Raw genomic sequence first — 20833 nt, 5'->3', positions numbered from 1 at the left:
ACATTAGGCTTATTTGCTTCAGTTACTTTATCTATCTCATCGAACTCATTATCCGTTTACTTTTACCTGCCAGCCTTCTGCATCCTGTTGTAATTGCCACAACCGAGCGTAGATGCCTGAGTGATCTAACAAATGCGCATGCGTTCCTTGCTCTACGAGCTGACCTTGGTCCAATACGATAATCTGATCGGCATTCTGAATGGTCTTTAATCGGTGCGCAATCAAAATAACCGTCTTGTCCGCGACCAATTCATTAATCGCTTGCTGCACGGCGGCTTCGTTCTCCGGATCAAGTGAAGCTGTAGCTTCATCGAGCAATACGATTGATGCATTTTTCAACAAGGCACGTGCAATAGAAATCCGTTGCTTCTCCCCACCAGATAACGTCGATCCACCCTCGCCAACGAGCGTATCGTACCCTTGAGGCAGACTGGAGATAAACTCATGACAACAAGCTCTGCGTGCTGCCTCTTCAATCTCGAATTGCGTAGCGTCTTTCTTTCCTACACGGATGTTGTTGCCGATCGTATCCTGGAACAGATACACGTCCTGGAAGACCACAGAGATATCCTGTAACAGCTTCTCGGGGTCCATCTGATCAACGGGTCTGCCACCAATGCGAATGGTGCCTTGCTGTACATCCCAGAAGCGGGCAATGAGACGTGTGACTGTACTCTTACCACTACCGGATGGGCCAACCAAGGCAGTAATGGTATGCGGCTCAATCGTAAAGGACAAGTCTTTCAAGACCGGCTGCCGGTCATCATATCCAAAGGTCACCTGGTCGAATGAAATCGCCTGATTGGGCTGTACATCTCCCGTTCCTGCCATCGGGGCCTCCTGCTGCACATCCATAATGCGTCTTGCACTATATGCAGAGTACCGCATCTCCCCATAACTCATCAGTACAACCGTTAACGGTTCGAATACCTTTGTACCTACCAGCAAAAATAACAGAAATACCGGTAGGGACAACTCACCACCAGCAAGCAAATAACTGCCCACTAGAATCATCCATGTCATCCCTGATCGTGCAAGCAACATCGCGCCCATGATCATCGGTCCCATAATACCTTCTAACCGAATGGAAGCTGATTTCAATTCGTCAAAAGAACGACGTAGCCGTTCAAAACGTTTGCCCCCCATATTGTGGGCCTTAATCTCACGAATACCGCTCAGATACTCCTGTAGCCGACTGGCGGCTTCGTTTTTGGCTCGAACATGGTTCTCACTCAGTCGTGCCTGAATCGAATCCGTAAGCCATAACAGAGCCACACCTAAGGGAACCGCAACAAACATGGCTACGGCCATTCTCCAATCCACCAACAGAAGTCCGCCAAAAGCAAGTACCGGAAGCACAATCGCGCTGATCAGCTGCGACAGATTGTGAGAAATCGTATGCTCGACCTGACCATAATCACTCAGGATCAGGTTCGTCAGATCCCCAGGATCACGTTTTCCGAAGAATCCTAGCGACAGATGGCGAATATGTTCGGCCAGCTTTAACCTTCCTGAGGCCGCGAGGCTGTATGCTGCCCGATAGGTCTTGTCATAGAGCGAAGCATAAGCCACATACTCCACCAGAAGCCAGGCAAACAGGATGCAGCATACAACCCACATTCGGTTGATATCCAGTCCTTTGTCTGGTTCAGCAAAAGACTTATAGATCGTATTGAATATATCCACAAGCAGCGCCGCAGGAACAATCTTTGCAATCCCGTCCAGAATCGCTGCAATTACCGAAGGAAGCAGACTACGCGGGTTACCGCCAGATATATTGTATAAATATTTCTTCATCGTCCTGCACCTCCAAGCTTCCAGGAAGCTGCACTGATATGGGCTTGCCACATGTGCTCATATACTCCGCCTAATGCACGTAATTGATCATGTGTCCCACGCTCGGTAATCGTTCCCTTTCGGATCACGAGTATTTGCTCAGCTGCACGAATCGTTGTTAGACGATGAGCAATAATCAGTACCGTTTTGCCTTGAACCAATTGGGCCAGACCTTGCTGGATCTTGTGTTCATTCTCTGCATCCGCGTAGGCTGTCGCTTCATCCAGGACCAGAATGGGAGCATTTTTGAGCAACGCCCGTGCAATCGCAATTCGCTGTGCTTCACCGCCGGACAGGTACGTGCCGCCTTCTCCGATTTTAGTGTCATATCCAGCATCCAGTTTCTCAATAAACTCATGACAGCAAGCAGTTTGAGCCGCAGCTATAACGTCCTGTAATGAAGCTGATGTATTGCCCATCCGAATATTTTCTTCAATCGTATCGTAGAACAGATGTACATCCTGAAATACAAAGGACACGGTATCCATCAGTTTCTCCGTACCCATCTCCTGAATCGGAATTCCACCAATCGTAATCTCACCTTCCTGTACATCCCAGAAACGAAGCAATAGATTCGCAATGGTTGACTTTCCTCCACCAGAAGGTCCGACAAGTGCGGTCATCTCTCCTGCGTTGGCTACAAAATCAACCTGTTCAAGTACAGGTTTATATGCTTCGCTCTCCTTACGCTCATAAGCAAAAGATACCTGCCGAAAGGCAACCTCATATGTATCCGGAACTTTGGGCAACTCAGGTTCTTGTACAACCGGCTCGGCAAACACCGATTCTATCCGTTTCTGTCCTTCCACAATCTCGCGCATTCCACTGCCCAGATACATTAACTTCAATAACGGAGCAGATAGACTCGGGGTAATGATCAGAAACAGAATAAACGTGATCGCAAACGACTGATTGCCCGCATTTCCACTCGACAGCAGAATACCCACCGGAACGATGAAGGTAAATAACGAGATCATGATTACAAAAAACAGCCCGTAGGATGTTTTACACAAATCTGTTATTTTCAATGAAATATCCCGATACCGCGTCACCGCCTGTTTAAACGTCAGAAACGAATCAGCTGTAATGCCAAATACTTTCACCGCCGGCATACCTCTCACGTATTCAACACCCGTCGCATTCATCTCTTCAATGGCAAGTTGAAAATCACGATAAGCCTGACGGCCTTTTTCGCTGCGGAAGAGGCGACTTTGGAGCCAGAACCCGATTCCGATTGGAACCAACAGCGCCAGCGCCATCCGATAATCGAGCCAGAACAGATATCCCAAGAGCATCAGTGGAATAACGATCGCACTTACCAGATCCGGCAACTGATGAGCGATAAACTTCTCAATTTTCTCCACACTGACTTCGATGATCTTCTTCAGCTCACCGGTTGCCGTCCGGGTGTGATACCCCATGGGTACTTTGGCAACATGTTCCGCAAGTCTCACTCTGAGCTGGTACAAAATGTTGAACGCAGCGATGTGTGAGCACATCCCTCCGATATAGAGCGCAACAAGCCCTGCAATCAGGGCTACGAATGCGACGATCCCCCAATAGATCAACAGATCTTTGTCCATGGCAGAGGGTTGCCCCGCATGCGTTAGCAGTTCCTCGACGATCTTATACACTCCGACAAAAGGAACAATCTGCAACAGACTCGACAGGGTCGAGAAGATACTTGCTGTAATCAGCAGACCTTTGCGCTCCTTCGTTACTTGCATTAGTCCCGACACTTCAGATGTGTTGTTCATCTCACCCCTCCTGATATTAATAATCATTCTCAATATAGCTCAGTGCTATATACGCACATTAATATCTCATAGAGCCCTGAATGATCACTACCTCTTCACGGAGCAATAATACCTCATCACGGATTATTGTTGTCTCACAGCATCTTATAAGCCCTATTGGACATATGACCTCGTCGCGTAACTTGAGAATGACTGGTGAAGTATTTACATTCTCGCCAAGCAAAGAAAATTGTTGTTGGAGAAAGTTTTCGTTTTTGATTGTATAGATAAATATGACTTCTTTGATCTGTAACTCCCGTAATATTTTCCATTTTGTATGGATAAATATGTGAAGTAGTTACTTACATCATTTAACTGCCGCCTATTGAACTCAACTATAAGTATGTTATATTAAATTTTATAATGCTATAACATACAAAAGGAGTGATGCAATGCAATCGCCAGTATTAACTATTGGAGAACGGTTAAAAGAAATACGAGCAACGAGAAATCTTACACTTGAAGATGTTTCTAAACTTACTGATGTAAGTAAGCCTATGCTTGGACAGATTGAAAGAGGACAGTCTTCACCAACGATTACAACTCTTTGGAAAATCGCAGTGGGCTTAAAAGTTCCTTTATCTTTATTATTGGAAGAGCTAGAAGATGAGTGCAATGTGGTTGATACACGGTCCAAAGACGCTATCATTGAAAATGATGGAAAAATGAGAGCATTTCCTGTTTTTCCTTTTGACCCTACCCGTAACGTTGAAATATTTTATATCGAATTTGATCCTGGATGTCACCATCCATCTGAAAGGCACCTTGATGGTGTGGAAGAATATGTTTTTGTGGTACAAGGTATGTTAGAGCTGGTAGTCAACACAAAAAAAATTGTTCTAAAAGAAAATCAAGCACTCCGCTTTCGTGCTAATGTTTTTCATTCCTATAATAATCCCTATCAAGAACCATGTGTCATTTACAACATGATTTTTTACCCAAGAACATAGGCAAGTTTCATCTATAATCTTCTAGAAAATATTTAAAAATGAGGTGTGATGATTATGGCAATTGAAAAAGTAAAAGATTTTTTTAAACAATATGGTATGGATTCTGAAATTATCGAATTTGAAGTATCTAGTGCAACCGTGGATTTGGCTGCAACTGCATTAGGTTGTGAGCCAGAGAGAATCGCAAAAACACTTTCTTTTATGGTGAATGGACAAGCTGTTTTAGTAGTTGCTGCCGGGGATGCAAAAGTGGATAACAAAAAATTCAAAGAGTATTTCAAAACAAAAGCAAAAATGCTTTCTCCTGATGAAGCCATTGATATGGTTGGTCATGCCATTGGAGGTGTTTGTCCATTTGCTATTAAAAATGATGTTTCTGTTTATCTAGACATATCTCTAAAACGTTTTGAGACAATCTATCCAGCTTGCGGGAGTAGCAATAGTGCTATTGAACTTACAATAGAACAATTAGAAAAATACTCTAGTTATTCAGAGTGGATTGATGTATGTAAAGGATGGAATGATTGATTTATAGTAGTTCTATATGGGGTAGCGCCAACATTTTGACTGTTATATAAGCTAAGCATCAGCGGACATTTGCTTAAAGCAGGAAAAATCCGCTGTCTTTGTGCCTTAACGTCCCTAGCGTATATTTTCGTTAAAATGTTGGCTGTACCCTCAATCACTCATGGAAAGCTTTCCAGAACGAACCTTCTGTATTAATGATATCCTTGATCTGGACAAAAGGAATCGTAAACGTTGGAAACCCTGCCGCATAGGGTGCGATATCATACGGGTTGAAGTAGAGATGAAGAGCATCCGCTGTGACAAAAAACGGCTGATCCGCACTAATCCCCGTATAGGTGTCCGGAAACACATACGAGTATTGAGGATCATTTTTGATCTGATCCCCCACAATCTGGCTCAACACTTTTACATAGTCACTATTTGGTTTAAATAAATCCTTCAACTCATACAACTGACCATTCGTCAGATTAATGATCGCATAGATCATCGTAGGCATACCATGCGCTGCACCCGCCGGGTAGTTATAACCTGTGAGTTGCAGTTGCAGCAATTGCTGCTGATAAAACGTAATATCAAAATCACCTGTATACGTATAATCCAGCTGCTGATCGGCAGGGATCGGTTTAACTTGGGAGAGTTGCTTCAATTTGGCATTTAGCGCAAGCTGCTCCGCTTGGTTCGTTAATCCCTCCACCTGCGGATAATATACGAGATAGTCCCTGTTTGGTTTGTACTTCTCTTCGCGTACACGGTACGGCGGATGAAGTGGAACGATTGTATTTTGCCGCCAGATGATCTGTCCGGCCCGGTTCACATACGATAAGCGCTGGTCTACATAGGCCTTAATCAGATCTGGTGCCACGACCTCCAGCGTACCCGAACCTTCTACATGTGGATACCCAGCGGCAGGTCTTCCACTCAGATCCAGCAGATAGGTTTGTCTGCCATCCGATGCGGAAGCAAGACCGTTTTTGTAATTGCCTACTTCGCGATATAGGAACTCCGTAAGTCTTCTACCGTTGGTATCTGCAATCGCATACACAGAGCCGATATAAGGCTGCTCCGGGTTAATCGCTTGCCCCAGCGCATAACGATGCTCGCCTAGTTCGCGGATGTCATTATACGCGGGTTGAATGATAAACGATCCTTGCGTATTAATAACACCGTAGATCGATTTGTAATCCTCTGCTGTATTAACAATCGCTTGCCCGTCGTTAAAAGGAAATGCCGATGAAAACTTGGGCTGAATGCGAATATTACCCCTTTCGTCGATGTACCCATATTTGCCCGAGGTTTCTTTTTGAAAAGCAAGCAGTCCATCCCCTAGTGGTCCCACATAGGCATATGGATACGTTGCGAGCCGATGTCCATTGCGATTAATGAGCGCATATTCATTGTCCTTGATCTGCACAACCGCTTTGCCATCTTGAAAATCGTTCGCAGAAGCGAACTGTGCCGGAATCACCTCATTGCCCGACGCATCCAAATAACCATACCGACTCACCGATCCATCTGCCTGACCAGGATTAGAATCGTAAAATAACGCTCGACCGTCGTTCATATTTGAGATATACGGGTACGCCCGTTTGGTCAGGACTGTACCTTGTTCATTAATCATTTTAAATCCTTGAGAATCAATTGTTATCGCCCGTTCTTCGGAAAAGGAATTGATGGAATCGTATACAGGTTGAACGACATACTGCCCTTGAAGATTAATAACGCCGGCACGACCGTCCTTCACAACCACAGCCAATCCATTCGGCTGAAACTCTTGCGCGTCATCCAGTACCGGTTCAAGCCGAATGTGGCCTTGTGCATCCATATACCCCCAACGCGTCCCACTCGTGGTTCGAACGGAGATTGGATATAACCATGTCGCTACCCGGGCATGGCTTACAGGGACCATCGCCTGCTTAATTTTCTTTTCCAGCTCCTGTAGTACCTCTCTGGAAGGATAAGCTTCCGGGAAACTGAGTGCCTTCTGAACTGAAGCGAGAGCTGCCGGATACTGGCCCGCGTGGTACTGAGCATCCGCAAGGTAATACCAGTAAAAGATATAATCAGGATATTGCTGGGTTAGTTGCTCGTAATATTGCACCACTTTTGGATAATAGGTTGCATATACGTCCGGTGCAGGAACCCATTTCCCATTCTGCCATCGGATAATCTCCACACGATAGGCTTCACCTGTGTCATGTATCCAGAGTGCAATCTCCACTTTCCCATCTCGACCATTCGGACCAGGCATATCTATAATCTCTGCATAGCTATAATATAGATCGTCAGGCGCCAGATCTTTGAGCCCTGATTCCGTCCACTCATATACGGCAAGCTTAGACCAAATAGAACCAATCCGCCAACCGATAATAAGATTGTTCCTTGCCGTTGAAGTTACAGGGGCAGCAGTCATTAAAGTCACCCCATACCCCAATCCCTTAATTAGTGCCATCTTGATCCAATGTCCTTGAACAAATTTCAGAATGAGCAAATACAGCTCACCATTCAACTGATAGACTGCAGCAATCTCCGGCATACCGTCACCGGTAAGATCGGCCGCATAGATCGCTGGATGTTGAACAGGTTTATCAATAGTGACGACCGTTGCGCCAGCCGGAATATGTTGATTCACAATTTGCGTTAACAGCGGTTCGCTCATGGACATCTCAGTTTCCTCCCTTATGACCGCATTCGCCTAATGGTATGCGTCATAAATCAGGATATGACATGTAATTCATTTTATATAAGTTGAACTAAAGAATATTCACACTTACCACTCCGTTAACAGAACAGCCTTCTGATTGCACTTATTCCCCGATTCTTTGATTCACTTTTTATATTATCTATCTTGCAAAGTTACTTTCTCTCCATTGATTAGCAGGTAGCTCACATCATTCACCGGAATGGTCTTAGGCGAAATCCACTTAATGAGATCCTGATCCAGCTGGAGGAAACCGGATTCGCCAGTCAACTTTGTACCATCCTTCAGGTGCACTTCAATACTCAGATCCTCCATCCGAATCATACTCAGTGCCTCACCTGTAAGTGTGACACCAACCGGGGAAAGAGTAACATTTGCCTGTAAGCCTCCATTTGTATCAAGCTGAATGTTTCCTGTTTTACTCAAAGCATTTTGACTCAAGTTAAAGGTCGTTTTCCAATTTCCCTGCACAACTTCACTTATGCTCGTAAAGCTGCCTTGAATTCTCAGCTTATCTAAATTGTCAACAGCAGACAGATCATACACATACTCAATGTAATCCCCACCAATGTCTACTCCATTTTTCATGTATCTCCCGTAGCTAATGGAATATTGGGGAATATCGAGCTTTTGGCCTTGCTCATCCGTGAAGTAGAAGTATCCATGATTATACTCGCCAATCTCATTATTGGGATTAATCTGAATGTGTAACTTGCCCTCCACAAAACCTATATTGGAAATATGCATCCAATCAATACCGGAAACGGGGACATTCGTTACATCTTGATGCAGTACGGGAATTGGATCGGTTTCCAATTGAATATCAATTTCACCTCCCAAGCCACTTATACGATCTCGCTCCAGGATTTCATAACTATTGTTTTGCTTTTCTTGTAACAACTGCTTCCAGTCCACTTGTACGTTGTAACCATCTTGTCGAGATGCACCTGACATCAGCGTATTGATCTGAACGGTAATTCGATTTTTGCTGACTTTTCCTTGAATGAGGAATCGGACAATAGCCGTTTGATTCGCATCATCATAATGAATAATCTGAGCGTTGTTTGCATTACCTCCGGTTATCCTGTAATCATATACATCCAGTGTATCGTCAATGCGATGACCCGTCAGATCCGACAATGAAACATAGATTTCCGTTGTATCTCCGTCCCTGACAGCACCTATAACCTCCATTCGAATCCCTTGATCTTCACTCACCTGATGAACAGGCTGAAGAATGCCAATCCGATCTGCACCTAGAAAATGAAGAACAGTAGACAGATCAATGATGCCCACCGATGCAGCTGCCCCTGTAACAAGACATAACGATAACGCAGCGGTTACAGGAATATAGATGGCTTTGCGATACCTTTTTCTTTTATTCATGGACTTCTTTGTCTGTGCGGATGGAACGGATGGATATAATATAGGTGGATACAATGATGAATCTGATCCCGTAAGGGTTTGTGGTTCATTCATCGCCAATTTATCATAGAACAACTTTTTAATATTAAAGAGGTTCTGCTCAGTGAATTCTTTTTCGGATTTTCGCATTTGATCGCCTCCTTTATTTCCTGTTCATCCACCATGTCCTCAATCGTTGCCTGGAGCGATAAAGCTTGTTATGGACTTGCCTAACGTGTAAGGACAATGCTTCCGATATCTCATGGGGTCTCTGTCCTTCGTAAAACCGACGTTTCATAATCTCCCGTTCCGGTTCTGGAAAAGATTCAATCATTTGATTAAGTTCCGTATATGTCTCTTTACTGATCATCTGAACCAACAAGTCATCCGTTTGCACCGAATGAATCTCCTCTTCATATGTAAGCTCAGTTCTTCGATTAAATTTCCGGTAGCGATCAATCGCTTTATGTTTTGTGATTGTTGCAAGGTAATTTTTCAGGCTACTTCGCCCAGACTGGAATGCATCCGGATTCTGCCAAAAAGCAAAAAATGTATCTGCTACGCATTCTTCAATCTCTTCTGTCGATGCATAATGTAGGATGGAATGAGCAATCTTCCATAACAAACCTGCGTAGTGGTTCATCACCCATTCCATGGCTTCAGGATCACGATTCGCTACTGCCTTCCGTATCTGTTCTTCTTCCACGATTAGATGTCCCCTCCCTTCCATGCTCATATGATCACGAGTGCTCGTGTTGATCCGTGCTTCCTACCTATATTCGTTTGGCAAATGACTTTTACTTACTCCACGATAAAAAAAGATTTGCAGTGACCTTGTGGTCTTCTACAAATCTTTTTTTATCCTATAATACATCTTGTAATACATCTTGTTTACTACATCATATCGCTCTCATTGGCCTTCGCTTCGATTACTACCCAATATCACGCCTCTTCTTGTACACTGAGCTGTACATATTGGGTAAGACGACAATACTGAGATAACAGCAGCTCTTCATCCACTTGTCCAAGAGCCACGCTACGCCCTTCCTTGATGAGGTGATTCAACAACTCATGCAGGAAACTCATCTGCAACCGCAAGGATTCCGCTGTGAGCTGCTCAAGTACCTCAATATCCCGGATCGTAAACTGAGATAACCCGCGCAGCAGCAACTCTTCTGACCAGCCGTTAATTTTCTGCATGAACTGATTATATTCTTCCAAGTCTGCCCATCCTCCCATTACCGATATCCAGTTTCAGACTGAGCACCGTTTTGCCCTTCAGGAAACTGATTGGGCTAATCCGTTTTGGTTCCACACGCACAAAGGCATAGAAGTGTTCAAGCGATTGGGAACCATATCCTGACTCCAGTCTTTGGATCATCGCCTGCCAATCAGATGAATACGGGAGAGTGAGTGCCAATCGTTCTCCTTCGGCACTCTCAACCGTCAGGACAAGATCCTGCGTTTGTTTGACAAAGTTATGGTCCACGATTCGAGCAACTTTGATCACTGCCAATCGTTCTTTGGGAGCAGCAAACAAGTCGAATGATCGCGATTCCTCTTGAAGTACTGACGTTACGTCTTGCATGGTTTTGCCCATATTCAACGTTTCCACACCCGTTCGTGGCAAAATCGCAAGCTTGGCACCTTCCCCGGAAGAGATCCGGCGTTCTTCATTCACTTTTACTGAATAGAATTGAACTTCTTCACCCACAAACTGGCGAAAAGTCAGATTAAGCAGCCATGGTGTGAATGCACCATAATGCTCTGTATATGAGAACTGCTGATCATCATAATATACAGCACGTACATCGCTATAGGTGTAGATTTCCTCATCATCGAAACAATAGAAATAATAAGTGATTCCACGAAAACCGGATCGTGTCTCCCAAGCGTCAGCTCCCAGTCCATACAGGTGAAGTGAAGGAACCGTAAAGTATTTACTTCGAAAATTGCCAATGAGCTGACTCTGCTGAATGACAGACACCTTTTCTTCTTCAAGAACCTGGAGTGCAAGATATAGCTTGCTTACCCGATCCAACATGGATTGCATGGAGAAACGTATATGTCTGTTGAAAAACAACTGTAGTTCTCCTTGAATCCCTCGTAAACTGCGTTCTATGTCAGGCAGGTTGCCACTATGAGCAGCGATTGCCAAGGTCTCCAGTTGTGCCATATAGGACTGAGGAAGGCGGGCCAGTCCCGTCTTCAACAATCCTGCCAGCATAACCCGACATTCCTGCACCGTCTGAAGAGAGAACTTGGCTTCGTACACCCGTCCACTTAATGCATCCCTATCATCTAGGCCTTTTAGGTTCCGGTACCGTAACAAAGCTTCAAGCTTGGCCATTTTCCCGGCTGTCTGCTGCACCTTACATAGTGCTTTTGCAAGGTTCGCTTCCTCAGTAAAAGACACCTCGATATTCTGGGTGGTCAGATGAACCGTAAGAAGTGAATCTTCAAAGATCTTAATTTCCTCTGGGTATCTCAGTCGGAAAACAACTTCCTCAATCATGGAAGAACTATACGATTTAATTAACACGGGAAGGTCAGACTCTGTCATCCAGCGGAAGCGAGACTCGATCTCACGTGATACTGTATGCGGAATTTCGCTTGGATCGTCCACGTTTGATACTAAGTTTGATGCTGATTCTGTTACTGATACGTTTTTTGGTACGTCCAACGGATCATTATCCGATATCCCTGAGTCCTTATCCAGCGCATGCTTCTCGTCTGCATTCATTGAATCCTCTGCCGTATATTCCCGTTGATCATACAGAATTGCAATAAGCACATGCTTGCAGATATGATCGGCCGGGCAGGAGCATTCCCAATGATCCAGCGTATTTTCAAGCGTACATTGTGTCCCGTCACTGAGCTGACAACTCACAGATGATGCATTCCATGTGTACGTTACACTTACACCATTGTCCAACTCTTTCAAAGACCTTTTGTACAACCCCTTGTTGGCATACCGAATCAAATAATCCTCCGTACACAGCTTCGAAAAAATCCGGAATTTTTCCTTGAATCCATTCACGTCATCAACGCCCCGTTGCTCTCAGAATGTCGTAGATCGTTTCACTGAACACGCGACCTGGAACGTTGCCTAGAGCAATGGGTTTGTTGTCACCATAGTAATAATATTGCTTGTTATTCGGTTTGAAGAAATGAAGGGATTCCAGGGTAATGTCATCCAATCCCTCGTAATACGTGATGCTCGTACCGCTGAATTGCAATTCTGCAACAAGATCTCCGTACTCTTTATAAAATTCATGATACCAGCCGCCGTCCTGTGCCGGTCCTTTGATCCAACCGTATTTCTCCAGTGCTTTGGGGAAAGCCGTTGGTGAAAAATCAGACTCGGGCAGATGATCGTATTCATTCTTCGTTTTATCCTCATCTTCTGGCTGGTGAATCTCACGATTCAATTGCTCGAATGGCTGCTTGATCTCGTAATCCTCCAACTGCGTTGTCCAACCTTCAAGCGTTGCCTGATCCAGTTCCAACGGGTGTATAAGTCCCACTTGCGCATCCGAAGGCAGATCGACCTCATCTTCATCCACAGAATTGAAGGTGCCGTCCTCCATATAACGGAAGGTGCTGATCAGAGCGCCATCCTCATACGTTCCCCAGATCAGACCAACAGCAAATTTTTGCATGATTACATTTTGTACAAACAATGCTTTCCACTCATCGGCAGACCACAGACGTTGCTTGGACAATGACTCTTCCAGACGTTGTGCCTGAATGTTAACCATGGATTTGAGATCTTTTTTCAGTTGTGTGAAACGTGCCTTGGACTGCGCTGCCAATTCAGGATCATCTTTCTGTGCAGGAGCAGGCAGACTCTTCACGGATTTGCCCGTTTCTTCATTTAAGACAACGACTTGTAAGTCTCCATTGACCTTAACCAGGAAGGAACGCTCTCCGTAACTCAGCTGCATGGTTCCTTTTTCATCAAAACCAAGTGTGGTGACCAGCCGATCCTCCAGTTGTTCCGAGGTAAGTCCCATATTATCGGCTGCCAGTTGCAATGCTTCTTCTGCTGCACCTTTCACCTGACGGTTCTTCACACCACGTTTGATCTTGTCAATCGCCATAAGAGCGGATGGATCTTTCAGATAAGCGAGTACTTTTACAGCATCTGCTGCAATCGCGCCACGACTGTTTTCTGTCCATTCCTTAATTTGCGGAGCCAGAATATTCACAATGTGAATATCGCCAAAGAGTGCTGATACATACATCACCCATTTCTCTTTTGCAGGAGCACCTTCCTGAATCCAGACCTGAAGCAGTTCACTTGCAAAACGAGCGAGCGATGCCTCACTTACGTAATCTCGTAATTCATTCAACCGTTCATTAGGACCGGATGTATGATCCAATGATTGGACCAAAGCATACTGTTTAATCCGCTCATCTAAAGGCTGATTGTCTTCAATACGTATCAGTGAAGGGAGATCTTTCAAGGACAACCAGCTCAGTCTCGACAACTTTTTGGCATCCGCCTGATCAGCGAGTGCAGCATGGGCATACTCTGGACTTAGATCTGCGGTATCCAGCAGAATTTGGATCAAGCTCTTCCAATCGTCGGACTTCTCTTTCTTCAAAAGTTCACCGTACAGTTCCTTGCTGTTTTCCAGACTGCGGATTGCAGTCAGAGCCATTTCTTTGATCGCCACTTTTTTCTCCGAGAGGTATATGAGCGTATACAAGTCCTGATCAGGAATTCGGTTGAATTCCGCTAACGCCACGCCGTTGGCCTTTTTGGAAGAATCCTGCAATCCGGCACGAATCGCTTCGGCCAATATTTTCTTCGATAACTCATCACGCTGTTCAAAGGTAATCTCCAGAATTAAAATGCGTGTATCTGTTGGCAGTTTCTTGTACTGTGTCAGTGCATAGTCCAGATTCTGCTCAATGATTCGGCGGTATTCGTCATGCGGCATCGATTTGTATCTGTAGTCGGTCATGCCATTAAGTGAGATCAGGCTGGTTAGCAATTTCTCACGTTGCACCTCAAGGTCTTGCCCGTAACGTTGAAGCAGCTGCTCTCCACTAAAAGCGTATGAATTGTACATGTCCGAGATAATATCCAGTGTCCAATCGGGATGAGTAGTCAGGATTGCAAACCTGCGCATCGCCTCCGAATCCAAGGGCAGAAAACTAATACTAATGAGGTTGTGAACACGCTTCTTATCCCGATTCAGTTGATTAAACAACCCGCGACTATTTGGGTCCTCCCAATATTCCTCCAGGGTGTTTTCCCCACTTAAGTATCTTGCAATCGCAAGTCCTTGACGTCCCCCGTCCAAAGGATGCCGAAGAGCGTTAAATACCGCTTGCTCCAGTGACCCCTCCGCATTAGGCAATGTCAATCCTTGATCCTCCATGAATCTCTGAATGCAGAGTTTGAGGAATGGCGGTTTGATAATCTCGTATGCTCGAATCGCTTGTTCAGGACGATTCGCGATCGCGGATTGTAACATGTTCCAAGATACCGTGTACGAATTAAGCTCGTCCCGCAACATTTCAACCAACTGATAAGGTTCATCCAGAGGCACAAGTCCAGCAAGCAGATCATTTGGACTCTTGGCTCTAGGGTCCATACTCAGCAAGTAACGGCGAACTTCAAGTGGATAAATCTCATGTAATTGATGTACTGTGTGAAGCAAAACATGCCCAATCTCACTATTTGTATCAAGGAACCGTTGTTTACCTCCACTAATGTTAATCAGGTACAACAAGGCACCACTCACAAGTACCATAGTTTGATGGAATACTGTGTTTGAACATTGCTCTTTTGAAGAGAAAGACGTATTGGGATACAGTTCAGCTATGAGCTGACTACGCTTCTCCTTGAGGAATTCATCCTTCAATTCTTGGGAAGATCCGTTATGCTTTCCTTGAATATTACTGACCACTACAGGTTCAATCAACGTATGTAGCTCGTCCCGCAACTTATCTGGATCATTTGCCATTACATGTTGAAACAACACTGGTAACGATTGAACAGAAGATTGAACCTCTGCAAGATGAGAAGCCGTGTCACTGAGTCTTGAATATAATTGCAGCAGCATTAATGCATTAATTACATCCCGGTAATCCCCTTGACTGTCCGCTTTTTTGGAATCAAAAAGCCACTGGGCACGCTTTAATTTACTCTTTAATTCAGTCAGAATTTCGTTCTCGCCTGCAAACTGTTTGATCTTCTCCAACCGGGCCAACAATCCATCCATGCGATCAGCGCTTTTGCTCTTCCCGCTTAATCCGTAGGCTTCGGAGTCATTTCCCATACAGACAGTAAAGGCATCCGTTCTCCATGAATTTCTTTTGGAATAATTGGATTCCAGATATATCACAATAGCCCCGGCACGGTAAAAGATATCTCCATCGTCTTTTTTGGCAAGCTTCATGAGCAGATCAATCGTTTGATACACATAATGACTCGAATTTCCCATCATATCCGGAAACTTGTCTGTCGTTCCCAAAACGTAATCAATAATTTCGGAGCTTCGATCTGTTTTTAATGAATACTCGTTTGAACAAGTTACTGCGAATTTCTCCACCAAAGTTTCAACTGCGCGGTCTGCGGTAAGCATTACACATTCCTCCTTGAATTTAAGTGATGATCTCGCCAATCCAATCCGCGAGTTCGTTAGGCGTAATTGCTGCTACATGTGCCCCCATATTGGTTAATGTCTGTGCGGCATGTTTGTTATAGACTGAATCCCCGTTAAAATCGAGCGCGGTGAGAACCAGTAGCTTGCATCCTGCATCGATAATATCTTTACAGGCTTTATACATTTGCGCGATCGGGTACCCTTCCTCCAGATCACTGACCAGAATAAAGATGGTTTTGCCTGGATTATCGATTAACGTCTCGCCATATCGCAACGCTTTGGTAATATGTGTCCCCCCACCGAGCTGTACATTCATGAGCACGTCTACGGGGTCTTCCAGTCTATCGCTCAGATCAACAACCTGCGTATCAAATATGAATAATTTCGTGCGCAACGCATTCAAACGGTAGAAGATGCTGGCCATCACCGAACTGTAGATGACTGAATCCAGCATACTGCCACTCTCGTCCACACCAATGATGATGTTCCACTTGTTATGGGGCTGGATATTCCCGTCGAAATACAGACGATCAATTACAAACCTGCGCTTGTTTTTATCGTAATTCTTCAAATTCTTGGTGATGGTTCGCTTGAAATTCAGATTGCGCAATGATCGTACTGAACTCGAGGTATAGCGACTGCGCTTGCCCATGATACTCGCTCGGGTCTGAGATTCCAGCTTGCTGCGTAGCTCTTCAACCACGGTTCGTACGATCTCCTTGGCGCTTTTTAACACCTCACCTTTCATCCGTCCTTTGAACTGCATAATATTCTTGAGCAGATTCATGTTGGGTTCAAGGGATTCAAGCAGCTTTTTGTCCGTTAACAATTCTGTCAGCCCATAACGATCAAGCGCCTGTTTCTCCAATATTTCGACCGTTGGTTTGGGGAATAGGTCCCTGACTTTGTGCAGCCATTTTGGTACAGTCAGGTTAGACGCACCGCGTCCTCCCTCTTTTCGGTAACCTTGTTCTTCACCGTATTCACGGTTATACAGATACCCCAGAATCTCATCGATTTCCGTATATTGAAATTCAGCCGAAGTGTATTGGTCTGTATTACACAACCCTTCTTCCGCCGATTCACCTAGAATCAGACGCCATCGATTTAAGGTTTCAGCAGAATGTTGATCGCCTCGGTTGCTTCCATCTGGATTGGAACTTTCATTGATTTCTCCGGTTCCTTCCGTTGTCCGATTCGCTTCATTCATATTAGCTTCCATGCGCCAAACTCCTTTCGAAGCGCTTCGTCCCATGCTTTGGACTGAATCAGCATCTGCTCATCAACCGCAGGCCTCAACATTTCCTCTGGCTCAACCTGATGCAGACTCGCCACACGCTCGGCAATCAAGCCCGTTTCCATTGGTGTAAAGTAGGTGAATGCCAACCGAAATTCCGGTACCATACTGATGAAATCGTCGTATGACAGCTGTTCAATCAGATAATTCAACTCAGACAACAGCTGATCCTCATATAAAAAAGCGTCACGTGCTACAGTGAATACTCCCTGTAAAAAAAGTGCCGTTTGACGGGTCTGATCCGGTGTACCATGGATATATCCGCGAGCACGATCAACAATCTCATCCCTGGGCCTGTCACCAAGCCCTGAGGAAATAGCCACACACACACCCTCCAGCTGAGCCGGAAGCTGGTGATCCGACAGAAGCTCATTCAGATGTATTCGGAATGTCTCATCCTGAAAATACCCCTCTGATGACTCCGCGAGCATAGCTAGTAGCTTCAATCCCTGAATAATGGCCTCATGTTCATCCGGGTTGGCTCTGGAGAGCTGTAGCAGCTTGTCTACGGCATTCCTGTAGGCCTCGGATACCAGATCAGGGAGATGTTGCTCGTCAGATAATCCCAGCAACCTGCGGTGTTGATGTATTCGGTTCAAGACATGTAGACTGTTACATAAGGAAAGGAAATTCCCGTCGGTTCTCAGCGCTGAGCGGACCTGTTCATAGAGTTTCATCGCTGTGTCTTGAAGCCCCATGAGCAACGCTTGAAGCATGAGTCGGGCAAGTTCACCGCTATGATGATCCGGTATTTCTTGCATCTGTTCTTCCATTTTGCGTGTGGCTGCTCCTACAAGTGTTCCGCCATAGAGGGAGTTCTCTATCAATCTGGCTTCAATGCGGGATGAGTACATATAAACCCAGGTTTCGCGTACGAGATTCATATCACGCTCTGCGATCCAGTCCGGTCCCGATTGCCGTTTCGCGAATTCCGGAACCAGATAGGTGATGCATTGAATCAATTGGCTTATCTGACGATGCTCCGGTTTTGCATACAGATCCAGCACTTTCTTGTGTTGACCTGTTGTGCGAATCTGCAGTTTGTACTCTGTACAACTCGCCTTGAAGTCCTCCACGATGGGAATACTGAATGAATTGGGAGCCACTCTTCCAATGACGTCTCCTGTCAATAAATGCTGCAGCTCTTGCAGCGGTTTATCGGTCGCCAAGGTAAGCTCCCCCTTCACAAAGGAAGAGAGTGCTGCATCCATTAACTCATAGACGCCGCCTTCCCTTTTACCCCGAAGCCCGGCAAGACCTTGAATCATGCTGTACGCCTCAATCGCATCACTGGTTGATACATGCTCGTGTCCGTCCCGTAATTGGCGCATCAGCCGGGATAACAAGTCCAGAGCCGTTAGATTATACGGTGTACTCTTTTTGCGAAGCAGCTGGTTCCAGATCTGATCGTAATAATTCACATAAGGCATGCCGCTCGCATATCCATTGAGCCGATCCGCTTCAGCAAAGGTATAGACCATCGGGTACATTTGTTGGTGAACCGTATCTGGATTAACCGCACTTTGTTGAGACGTTCCTGGTTTACCTTGTCCATCCAAACGTTGGTCTGTATGCTGTTTATCCAATTCTGGCTGTTCCAATTCCGATTCATGTTTCTCTGACATCAATAGTCCATACGTATGAAATCCACCGGTAATGACAAGCACACGGTCATGCTCCTGCACCGCTTGATTAATACGTTGTCTCATATGTGCTTCTCTTGCCAGATCACCTGAAGACTGTAATCGTTCCGTGGAATAACACATTCGGGATAAGGTACAATACGTGAATACATCCTGCACGAATGCCTGAGTGGATTTTTCCAGACCGCCAATTTCAAACACCTTTTCCCACAATTCATCAAAACTGCGACAGTTTGTTTTTTGACACAACCGGTTAATGAAGTCAGACCCCGCAAGCAAGGTTTCGTCCTGGATGGAGATCTCCTTTTGTTCTGTCTGGTCGGATTTGGATGCACGAGTGGAGAAGTGTTGATAGTCCAGATCAATAAACTTCGCCGGAATGTTCAGGCGTTTTGCTTCTTTCAAAGCTACATATTCAGGCGAATACCGAAGCATCGGATAATAGCAGGCTTCTCTCTCCAATTCACTCTCGTAGGTATAGTACAGACTGACAGGAGGTAAGGTTGCCTCATCACTCAGCACCGAAATTAATGGATTACCACTCTCCGGTCCTTCAATCAAAATGATATCCGGATTGTACTCCTCAATTAATCGTAACAAGTGATACGAACATGCAGGGCTATGGTGTCTAATAGGATAATAGACCGTATGACTACTCAGGTTATATACCTGGGACTCGAACAAGGATTGTAACTGCTCAACATCAGGGTCCAGTACTGCTCTTAACCGATCCATTTTCTCTCCTCATAATAGTCCTTCCACATTCCCTCTTCTCTGGAACGTTCTTTTACGACCTTGGAGAAATAGGTTTTGAGAATGGACAGATCCTTGTCGTTTTCCTTTGCAATGGTCCCCAGCATGTTCTGCACCAACCGATCCAGCCCAATAGCTTTATCTTCGTAATAATAGGAAGTCATCGCACTCTGGACATAGACAGACACCGCTTCCGCCGTACTCATGGATGCTTGAGGGGTATCGAGCTTGTACCCTTCCCGTGTCATACCGGTGCGCAGTTCCATGAATGTTGTAGCCAGCAATTCAACCACATCCGGGTTAATTTCAATATCAATTCCACTATGTAACAACAGGCTTCGTGCCTGGGATTCAATGATTTTGGCTTCCATCTTTACGTTATGAATGGGCTTGATCGTTTCAAAATTGAACCGACGTTTCAATGCACCACTCATTTCGTTAACACCTTTATCCCGAATATTGGCTGTAGCAATAACGTTAAATCCCGGTTGGGCAAACAATACACCACCATCCAGTTCAGGAATGCTCATGACCTTGTCACTGAGAATACTGATCAGACTATCCTGCGCTTCAGCTGGACAACGTGTAATCTCTTCAAAACGGGTAAGAATGCCTTTCTTCATGCCGTTATATAACGGTGATGGCACAAGCGCAGCTTCCGAAGGGCCTTTATCGAGCAGCATGGCGTAATTCCATGAATATTTGATCATATCTTCTGTTGTGCCTGCTGTACCTTGAATCGTGTTTAGACTGGTTCCGGATATTGCTGCGGTCAGCAGTTCGCTAAGCATGGTCTTGGCTGTCCCGGGTTCTCCCACAAGCATTAATCCTCGATTGCCTGCCAGAGTAACCACTACACGTTCAATTAACACGTCATTGCCATAGAATTTGCGGGTAATCGTGATCTCTTCTCCATTTAATAACGCAGGCTTATCCCTGCCTATAATAAAATCGCGCACATAGGCGGGAGATAACAGCCAGTTCGGGGGACGTTTCCCCTGATCTTCCTCTCGCAGCGCACGTAATTCAACCTCGTATAATGTCTCGGCGGGTGGTTTAAGCATCTCCATCGTCAAGGTGTCTCCTCTCACGTAAACAGATCGTATGTTCTTATTCCTATCATTTTATCACAGCACTCCAGCAACTACCCGGTAAAACGATAAAAATGGTTGAAACGTCCTTCTTATCAGCACTCTTCCTAAGTCCATGGACATAGCCTCTAGCGCAAATATGAAGGTGAAACATCCTTACAGCCGTGCCAACAGATTGGTTTCGGATCCGAATCAGCATGCTTATTACCCATGC

Annotated in this window: 13 protein-coding genes; 2 read left to right on the top strand and 11 right to left on the bottom strand. The window is 45.1% G+C overall.

The window, feature by feature from the left end:
- Positions 1-48 precede the first annotated feature (48 nt).
- Together MHB71_RS08210 and MHB71_RS08205 are read right to left on the bottom strand one after the other, a co-directional pair.
- The gene (locus MHB71_RS08210) at positions 49-1797 is read right to left on the bottom strand and encodes an ABC transporter ATP-binding protein (protein WP_340029273.1); all 1749 of its coding nucleotides are present in this window, start codon (positions 1795-1797) and stop codon (positions 49-51) included.
- Positions 1794-3593: an ABC transporter ATP-binding protein gene (locus MHB71_RS08205; protein WP_340029272.1), complete on the bottom strand. Its 1800-nt coding sequence runs from the start codon at positions 3591-3593 to the stop codon at positions 1794-1796. Before MHB71_RS08205 ends, MHB71_RS08210 begins: the two co-directional genes overlap by 4 nt.
- A gap of 431 nt (positions 3594-4024) precedes the next feature.
- On the opposite strand from MHB71_RS08205, the gene MHB71_RS08200 reads away from it, so the two are divergent.
- Both MHB71_RS08200 and MHB71_RS08195 read left to right on the top strand, forming a co-directional pair.
- Positions 4025-4582 carry an XRE family transcriptional regulator gene (locus tag MHB71_RS08200; RefSeq protein ID WP_036673696.1) on the top strand — a complete coding sequence of 186 codons (558 nt, stop codon included), beginning with the start codon at positions 4025-4027 and terminating at the stop codon, positions 4580-4582.
- A 54-nt stretch (positions 4583-4636) separates the two neighbouring features.
- Positions 4637-5110, top strand: a complete 474-nt coding sequence (locus MHB71_RS08195) for a YbaK/EbsC family protein (RefSeq protein ID WP_036673697.1) — start codon at positions 4637-4639, stop codon at positions 5108-5110.
- Between the two features lie 154 nt (positions 5111-5264).
- On the opposite strand, the gene MHB71_RS08190 is transcribed toward MHB71_RS08195, so the two are convergent.
- From MHB71_RS08190 to MHB71_RS08150, 9 genes are all read right to left on the bottom strand, one after another.
- Entirely contained in the window at positions 5265-7772 is a 2508-nt protein-coding gene (locus MHB71_RS08190; RefSeq protein ID WP_340029271.1) for a WG repeat-containing protein, read from the bottom strand.
- A 174-nt stretch (positions 7773-7946) separates the two neighbouring features.
- On the bottom strand, positions 7947-9362 hold the full coding sequence (locus MHB71_RS08185; protein ID WP_340029270.1) for a hypothetical protein: 1416 nt from the start codon (positions 9360-9362) through the stop codon (positions 7947-7949).
- 13 nt (positions 9363-9375) lie between these two features.
- Entirely contained in the window at positions 9376-9918 is a 543-nt protein-coding gene (locus MHB71_RS08180; protein ID WP_340029269.1) for a sigma-70 family RNA polymerase sigma factor, read from the bottom strand.
- 236 nt (positions 9919-10154) lie between these two features.
- Entirely contained in the window at positions 10155-10433 is a 279-nt protein-coding gene (locus MHB71_RS08175; RefSeq protein ID WP_340029268.1) for a hypothetical protein, read from the bottom strand.
- Complete coding sequence (locus tag MHB71_RS08170) at positions 10420-12252, bottom strand: hypothetical protein (RefSeq protein WP_340029267.1); 1833 nt, start codon at positions 12250-12252, stop codon at positions 10420-10422. Before MHB71_RS08170 ends, MHB71_RS08175 begins: the two co-directional genes overlap by 14 nt.
- A gap of 4 nt (positions 12253-12256) precedes the next feature.
- Positions 12257-15814 (bottom strand): DUF4132 domain-containing protein, encoded by a 3558-nt coding sequence (locus MHB71_RS08165; RefSeq protein ID WP_340029266.1) that lies wholly within the window; start codon positions 15812-15814, stop codon positions 12257-12259.
- Between the two features lie 19 nt (positions 15815-15833).
- Positions 15834-17057, bottom strand: coding sequence for a VWA domain-containing protein (locus tag MHB71_RS08160; RefSeq protein ID WP_315372916.1), 1224 nt, complete (start codon positions 17055-17057; stop codon positions 15834-15836).
- On the bottom strand, positions 17042-19510 hold the full coding sequence (locus MHB71_RS08155) for a DUF5682 family protein (RefSeq protein ID WP_340029265.1): 2469 nt from the start codon (positions 19508-19510) through the stop codon (positions 17042-17044). The genes MHB71_RS08160 and MHB71_RS08155 overlap by 16 nt, the downstream gene beginning before the upstream one ends.
- A complete protein-coding gene (locus tag MHB71_RS08150) occupies positions 19498-20598 on the bottom strand; it encodes an AAA family ATPase (RefSeq protein ID WP_340029264.1) in 1101 nt (366 codons plus the stop codon). Before MHB71_RS08150 ends, MHB71_RS08155 begins: the two co-directional genes overlap by 13 nt.
- Positions 20599-20833 lie beyond the last annotated feature (235 nt).

It is taken from the genome of Paenibacillus sp. FSL H7-0940 (assembly GCF_037979415.1).
GTDB lineage: Bacteria > Bacillota > Bacilli > Paenibacillales > Paenibacillaceae > Paenibacillus > Paenibacillus amylolyticus.
Note: the sequence above shows the minus strand (reverse complement) of the source record. Positions and strands in the feature narration are given on the sequence as shown.